7 protein-coding genes are annotated in these 6,508 nt (G+C 69.5%); 4 read left to right on the top strand and 3 right to left on the bottom strand.

Features of this window, described 5'->3' with window-relative positions; genetic code table 11:
- Positions 1–194: 194 nt before the first annotated feature.
- Positions 195–842, bottom strand: a complete 648-nt coding sequence (locus H0487_RS07415; RefSeq protein WP_183093594.1) for a TetR/AcrR family transcriptional regulator — start codon at positions 840–842, stop codon at positions 195–197.
- Positions 843–887: 45 nt separating this feature from the next.
- The gene (locus H0487_RS07410) at positions 888–2,042 is read right to left on the bottom strand and encodes an acyl-CoA dehydrogenase family protein (RefSeq protein ID WP_183093593.1); all 1,155 of its coding nucleotides are present in this window, start codon (positions 2,040–2,042) and stop codon (positions 888–890) included.
- 69 nt (positions 2,043–2,111) lie between these two features.
- On the opposite strand from H0487_RS07410, the gene H0487_RS07405 reads away from it, so the two are divergent.
- Entirely contained in the window at positions 2,112–2,981 is an 870-nt protein-coding gene (locus tag H0487_RS07405; RefSeq protein ID WP_183093592.1) for an HpcH/HpaI aldolase/citrate lyase family protein, read from the top strand.
- Positions 2,978–3,943: an acyl dehydratase gene (locus tag H0487_RS07400; RefSeq protein ID WP_183093591.1), complete on the top strand. Its 966-nt coding sequence runs from the start codon at positions 2,978–2,980 to the stop codon at positions 3,941–3,943. The genes H0487_RS07405 and H0487_RS07400 overlap by 4 nt, the downstream gene beginning before the upstream one ends.
- Positions 3,944–3,949: 6 nt before the next feature.
- Here H0487_RS07400 and H0487_RS07395 read toward each other — a convergent pair whose 3' ends face one another.
- Entirely contained in the window at positions 3,950–4,747 is a 798-nt protein-coding gene (locus H0487_RS07395) for an SDR family NAD(P)-dependent oxidoreductase (RefSeq protein WP_183093590.1), read from the bottom strand.
- A gap of 141 nt (positions 4,748–4,888) precedes the next feature.
- On the opposite strand from H0487_RS07395, the gene H0487_RS07390 reads away from it, so the two are divergent.
- Together H0487_RS07390 and H0487_RS07385 are read left to right on the top strand one after the other, a co-directional pair.
- Complete coding sequence (locus tag H0487_RS07390; protein WP_183093589.1) at positions 4,889–5,656, top strand: MlaE family ABC transporter permease; 768 nt, start codon at positions 4,889–4,891, stop codon at positions 5,654–5,656.
- 10 nt (positions 5,657–5,666) lie between these two features.
- A complete protein-coding gene (locus H0487_RS07385; RefSeq protein ID WP_183093588.1) occupies positions 5,667–6,506 on the top strand; it encodes an MlaE family ABC transporter permease in 840 nt (279 codons plus the stop codon).
- Positions 6,507–6,508 lie beyond the last annotated feature (2 nt).

The following is a 6,508-nucleotide window of genomic DNA, read 5'->3' as shown; positions in this document are numbered from 1 at the left end:
TCGCTGCGGAGGCCGACATCAAGCTCCCGCCGCTGCCGCCGATCCCGCTGCAGCTCGAGCCGTCCAACGGCATCCCGCGCAAGGCACAGCGTCCGCCGGGCGAGTGGTGCCGGGTCAACGGCATCACGCCGCCGCCAGGGTCGTTCACCCCTCAAGCCGCAACCTCGATGGGCTGAGGCACTGAGGCAGACCGGTCAGGCGGTTGGGGCCAGGGCGTTCCGGACGAAGGCTTGGGCGTTGGCGACGACGCGGTCGATCGAGACGCGCCCCGGCTGCCACCACTCGGCGGTCCAGTTGACGGTGCCCATGACGAGCATCTGCGCGACATAGGGGTCGAGGTCGCTGCGGATCTCGCCCGCTTTGGCGGCCGACTGGAAGAGCTCGCGCCAGACGGCGCCGTACTTCTTCTCCTCCTGCTGCTGGCGCTCGCGGATCTTGTCCGGGAGCTGGCCCCCGTTGCGGATCACGGCCGTCGCGTAGTCGGAGATCTCGAGCTCGTGGCGCAGGTGGGCACCGACGGCGATGAGGATGCGTTCGAGACCGTCGGCGTCCTCGGGAGCTTGCTCGAGGGCGGTCGCGAGGTAGGCGCGCATGTCGGCGAGGCCGACCCACATGACCTCTTCGATGAGCTCCTCGCGCGAGGAGAAGTAGTAGTAGATCGCCGGCGCCTGGACCTCGGCGACCTCAGCGACGTCGCCGAGGCGCATGCCGGCATAGCCCTTGGCGCTCAGCACCTGCGCGGCGGCGTCGAGGATGCGCACTCGCGTGCGCGCCGACTTCTTGTCGAGGTTCTTCTCGTCATCTGCTGTCGCAAGCATCGGGCTCCCCGACTTCTTCGCCATGCAACGGATTCTAAGGGCGGTTCATTTCGAATCAGGGGAGGAGGTTCAGCGCAGCCCGCCGCGCTTGACCAGCTGGCCGGCGATGACGTTGCGCTGGATCTCGTTGGTCCCCTCGCCCACGATCATCAGGGGAGCGTCGCGGAAGTACCGCTCGACGTCGTACTCGGTGGAGTAGCCGTAACCGCCGTGGATCCGCACCGCGCTGAGGGCGACCTCCATGCCGACCTCGGAGGCGTAGAGCTTCGCCATCCCGGCCTCCATGTCGCACCGCTCGCCCGACTCGTACTTCTCGGCCGCGTGCAGGATCAGCTGTCGTGCCGCGGTGAGCTTGGTCGCCATGTCGGCGAGGTAGCCGCCGATCGCCTGGTGCTGCCAGATCGGCTTCCCGAAGCTCTCGCGGACCTGGGCATAGGCGAGCGCGTCGTCGAAGGCGGCCTGGCCGACCCCCAGTGCTCGCGCCGCCACCTGGAGGCGGCCGGTCTCCAGGCCGCGCATCATCTGGGCGAAGCCCTCGCCCTCGGTCGGGCCGAGCAGAGAGGACCGGGGGGTGCGGAAGTCGTCGAAGGCGAGCTCGCAGCTCTCGACCCCCTTGTAGCCGAGCTTGGGCAGGTCGCGCGAGACGGCCAATCCGGGCCCGTGCTCGACGAGGAGGATCGAGACGCCCTTGTGGCGGGGGGTGGCCTGGGGGTCCGTCTTGCACAAAAGGGCGATGAGTCCGGAACGGCGCGCGTTGCTGATCCACGTCTTCGAGCCGTTGACGACGTAGTCGTCGCCGTCCTTGCGGGCGACGGTCGTCATCGCCTGGAGGTCGGACCCGCCGCCCGGTTCGGTGAGCGCCATCGTGGCGCGCAGCTCGCCCGTGGCCATCCGGGGGAGGTAGGTCTGCTTCTGCTCCTCGGTGCCGTAGGCGACGATGAGCTTGGACACCACGGTGTGGCCGCCCATCGCACCGGCCAGGCTCATCCAGCCCCGCGCGAGCTCGGCGGTGACCTGCACGTAGCAGGGCATCGAGACGGCGACCTCGCCGTACGGCTCGGGGATCGCGAGCCCGTAGATCCCGAGCTGCTTCATCTGCTCGATCCACTTCTCGGGGTACTCGTTCGCGTGCTCGAGCTCCTGGACCTTGCCCTTGACGTCGCGGTCGATCCAGTCCCGCACGAGTGCGACGACTTCCTGCTCCTCGCTCGTGAGCACTGCCATGGTCCTGGGCTCCCCTACAGATCGCGCGGCTGTGTTGCCGTCCTACTGAGTTTAATCTAGATTCAAAACATGCAACAGGTCAATCTGCGCCGGAGGTCCGTCCTCTGCGTCCCCGCCGGGGATCCCCATCGCATGACCAAGGCGCTCGCCTCGGGGGCGGACGAGGTGGTCATCGACCTGGAGGACGCGGTGGCGCCCGCGGAGAAGGCGGTGGCGCGCGAACAGCTCGCTGGTTTTTCGTGGCCCGAGGATCGGCCCTCTGTCGTGGTCCGGGTCAACGCCATCGGGTCGCCCTGGTGTCACCGCGACCTCGAGGTGGTCGCCGCGCTGCCTCAGGTGGGTGGCGTCGTCGTGCCCAAGGTCGAGTCCCGTGCCGACCTCGCCTTCGTGGAGAGGTTGCTGGACGGACTCGAGTCCGAGGTCGGACGACACGAACGGGTCGCGGTGCAAGCGCTGGTCGAGACGGCGGCGGGGATCGCCGACCTGCGGGAGATCGTCAGCGGCCCCCGTCGCCTGGCGGCTGTGATCGTCGGCTACGCAGACCTGGCCGCGTCGTTGGGCAGGAGCAGGACGATCGGCCAGGGCGCGTGGCGCGGTGTGCAGGACGCGATCATCGTGCACGCCCGGGCGGCCGGGGTCGACGCGATCGACGGCCCGTTCCTCGGCACGGCCGTGGACGACGCCTTCCTCGGCGTCGTCGCCGACGCGGCAGCGCTGGGCTTCGACAGCAAGTGGGTGATCCATCCCCGTCAGGTGGACGCCGTCAACGCGGGGTTCACGCCGTCGGAGGCGGCGATCGCTCACGCGCGGCAGGTGATGGAGACCCTGGACGGTGCTCACGGCGCCGGCGCCGGCGCCATCGCCCTCGACGGAGCGCTCGTCGACGAGGCGATGGCACGGGACGCCCGACGGGTGCTGGCCAAGGCAGGGGACCGATGAGCGCGGTCGAGGTCGGTGGCCCCTTCTTCGACGACCTCGAGGTCGGCCGGGTCTTCGACACGGCGCCCGGGTGCACCCTCACCGAGGGGCGCGCTGCGCAGCACCAGTCGATCGTCGGAGACCGGTGGCGGCTGGCGCTCGACGACGACCTGGCTCGCCGTGTCGCCGGAGGTGCGGTCGCGGCACCCTCCCTGGTCTGGAACGTCGCCATCGGACAGTCGACGCTGGCCACCCAGCGGGTGCGGGCGAACCTCTTCTACCGACGGCTCGCGCTGCTGCGGCAGCCGGCGATCGGTGACACGCTGCGGACGACGACCACGGTGGTGGGGCTCAAGGAGAACTCCCGCCGCGAGGGTCGGCCCGCGACCGGGCTGGCGGCGCTCCACATGGTGACGTCGGACCAGGAGGGCCGGTCGGTCCTGGACTTCTACCGCTGCGCGATGCTGCCGGTCCGCGGTGGTCCCACCGGACGTGCCGACGACCTCGACGCCATCGGTGCCGGCACTGGCGGGACGGACCTGCTTCCGGTGCCGGACTGGGACAGGGACGCGTACGTCGCCGGCGGCACCCCGGTCGACCTGCCGTCGGACGGCACGGTGCTCGAGGTCGCCAGCGGCGACGTGGTCTCCAACGCTCCTGAGCTCGCCCGGCTCACGCTCAACATCGCGGCTGCCCACCACGATCGGCACGTCAGCGGGCAGCGGCTGGTCTACGGCGGTCACACGATCGCCGTGGCCGCCGCGCAGCTGTGCCGCGCGCTCCCGGGCCTGGCGACGGTCCTGGCGTGGGACTCCTGCGACCACGTCGGTCCGGTGCACGAGGGGGACACCCTCACGAGCCGGTTCACGGTGGAGCGCGTGGCGGGCGCCGGGGACTGGCGCACCGTCGAGCTCCGCGCCGAGGTCCTCGCCGATCGGGAACGTCCCGTTCTCGACTGGCGGTTCACCGCGCTCGCGCCGTGAGCGCGCTCACGGCATCGTGTAGCCGCCGCTCACGCTGAACAGCTGCCCCGTCACCTGACGGGCCGCGCGGGCCGAGGAGAGCCAGAGAACGGCGTTGGCGACGTCCTCGGCCGTGGTGAGGCTGCCCATGGGGGTGTCCTTCAGCAGGTACTGGGCCTGGTCGTCGGTGAAGACGTTGTCCTTGCCGACCGACCACAGGCTGTTGGCTCCGACGGCCTCCGGACCCTCGGGAACCACCAGGCCGGGGCAGACGATGTTGGAGCGGATGCCGTGACGGCCGTGCTCGCGGGCCGTCGTACGGGCGAACGCGACGACGGCTGCCTTCGTGGCGCCGTAGACGCCCTGCCGGATCTGTCCGAACGCTGCCTCGCTGGCGACGAACACGAGTGATCCGCTGCCCTGCTCCCGCATCGGGTCCAGCGCGGCCTGGGTCGCGGCGATGGCGGTGTAGAAGTTGATCTCGACCGTGCGCTGCCAGTTGTCGCGGTCGCGGTTCTTGGCGACGAAACCCGGGGTGCTCCACCCGGCGTTGTTCACCAACGCATCGAGGCCGCCCCACGAGCTGACGGCTGCGTCGACCGCACGCTGCGCTTCCCCCTCGCGGGTCAGGTCGCCGGCGACGACCTCGACGGCCGCAGCACCGCGGGCCAGTGCCTCGGTCTTCACGCGCTCGGCCTGGTCCTCGTCGATGTCGGCGATCACGATGCGGCTTCCCTCGGCCGCGAAGCCGTGCACGATGCCGCGACCGATGTTGGACGCCCCGCCGGTGACGAGGACGCGCGCTTCCTTCAGGCCCAGGTCCATCTCGTTCCTCACTCTCGTTCGAGCGGTGACGCTTGACACACCGCAGCGAGCCGTCCTACCTTTCCATAAGTCAACTTACCTTAATCTAGGTTCAAAAGTCTGCAGTCTGGGCTGCGGCAGGAGCACGGGGGCGAGCAACCGATGGCGAGTGGCCTGGAGCTGGCGGCGAAGCCGACCCGCGCGCTCGGAGACGTCCTCGCGATGTCGCTCGACGCACTCGTCATCATGTTCACCCGCCGCTTCTCGTGGCGCGAGGCTATCCAGCAGGCGTGGTTCATCGCGAGGGTCTCGCTCGTACCCACCCTGCTGGTGATGCTGGGCTTCACCCTCCTGGTGATCTTCGAGGTGAACCTGCTCCTCAAGGACCTCGGTGCCCTGGACCTCGCGGGCGGGATCGCCGGGATCGCCTCGGTCCAGCAGATCGGTCCCTTCGTGACGGTGGTGGTGGTCGCGGGCGCCGGGGGGACGGCGATGTGCGCCGACCTGGCCGCCCGGACCATCCGCGAGGAGATCGCCGCCATGCAGGTCCTCGGGATCGATCCGATCCAGCGCCTGGTGGTGCCGCGCATGGTCGCGGCGGTCCTGGTGTCGCTCGTCCTGAACATCCTGATCTGCGCCGGCGGGCTCGTCGGTGGCTACTTCTTCTCGGTCTACCTCCAGGGCGTCACGCCCGGTGCCTACGTCGCGAGCATCCCGCTGTTCACCGGCATCCCCGAGCTCTTCGTCAGCATGTTCAAGGCGTTCGTGTTCGGGCTGATCGCCGCGATCATCGCCTGCTACCGCGGGCTGAACGTGGCCGGCGGGTCCAAGGGCGTGGGGGACGCGGTCAACCAAGCCGTGGTCATCACGGTCGCGGTCCTCGTCCCCGTGAGCCTCTCCATCAGCCTCGTCCAGTTCGCCGTCCTCTAGCGAGATGATCATGTCGACCACGTTGCCCCGGCTGGGGTCCCTGCGTTCCGCCTCCGAGCGAGCGATCGAAGCGATCGGCGCCCAAGGCCTCTTCTACGCCCGCGTCCTGGGTGGCATCCCGCGCGCGGTGCGCAAGCACCCCGGCGAGATCCTCAAGCTCATCGCCGAGCTCGGGACCGGGACCGGTGCCCTCGCCCTGATCGGCGGCTCGGTCGTGATCGTCACCTCGATCACGTTCTTCGCCGGTGCCGTGGCCGCGGCCCAGGGCTTCGAGTCCTCCTCCAGCATCGGGGTCGGTTCCCTCAGCCCGCTCCTGGCGGCGTTCTTCACCGCACGGTTGTCCACTCCGCTGCTCGCCGGCGTCGCGCTCTCCGTCACCCTGGGGGCGGCGACGACCTCGCAGCTCGGCGCGATGCGCATCAGCGAGGAGATCGACGCGCTGGACGTCATGGCGATCCCCTCGCTGCCCTACCTCGCGACGACGCGGGTCGTCGCCGGGATGATCGTCATCACCCCCCTCTACGTCTTCGCCACGCTCGGCGGGTTCCTCGCCGACTACCTGCTGCTCGTCTTCTTCTACGACGTCGGGCAGGGGAACTTCTCGCACTACTTCTTCCTCTACCTGCACCCGCTCGACATCGTCTTCTCCTACATCCAGGTGCTCGGCATGGTCGTCGTGGTGATGCTCGTCCACACCTACTACGGCTACAACGCCAAGGGCGGCCCGGCAGGCGTGGGCGAGGCGGTCGGCCGGTCGGTCCGCGCCTCGCTCAGCGGGGTCATGATCGTGAACCTGCTCATCGGCATGGCCATCTACTCCAACTTCAACACCTTCCACCTGGCGGGCTGACG

Origin of the sequence: Nocardioides stalactiti (genome assembly GCF_014180715.1) — a bacterium.
GTDB classification, from domain to species: domain Bacteria; phylum Actinomycetota; class Actinomycetes; order Propionibacteriales; family Nocardioidaceae; genus Nocardioides; species Nocardioides stalactiti.
This window is presented reverse-complemented; position numbering and strand designations above follow the sequence as displayed.

Excerpts from the sequence above, each read along its gene's own strand:
- H0487_RS07400 (WP_183093591.1), top strand. The coding sequence starts at position 2,978 with ATGAGCGCGGTCGAGGTCGGTGGCCCCTTCTTCGACGACCTCGAGGTC.
- H0487_RS07415 (WP_183093594.1), bottom strand. The coding sequence starts at position 842 with ATGGCGAAGAAGTCGGGGAGCCCGATGCTTGCGACAGCAGATGACGAG.
- H0487_RS07405 (WP_183093592.1), top strand. The coding sequence starts at position 2,112 with ATGCAACAGGTCAATCTGCGCCGGAGGTCCGTCCTCTGCGTCCCCGCC.
- H0487_RS07410 (WP_183093593.1), bottom strand. The coding sequence starts at position 2,042 with ATGGCAGTGCTCACGAGCGAGGAGCAGGAAGTCGTCGCACTCGTGCGG.
- H0487_RS07385 (WP_183093588.1), top strand. The coding sequence starts at position 5,667 with ATGTCGACCACGTTGCCCCGGCTGGGGTCCCTGCGTTCCGCCTCCGAG.
- H0487_RS07395 (WP_183093590.1), bottom strand. The coding sequence starts at position 4,747 with ATGGACCTGGGCCTGAAGGAAGCGCGCGTCCTCGTCACCGGCGGGGCG.
- H0487_RS07390 (WP_183093589.1), top strand. The coding sequence starts at position 4,889 with ATGGCGAGTGGCCTGGAGCTGGCGGCGAAGCCGACCCGCGCGCTCGGA.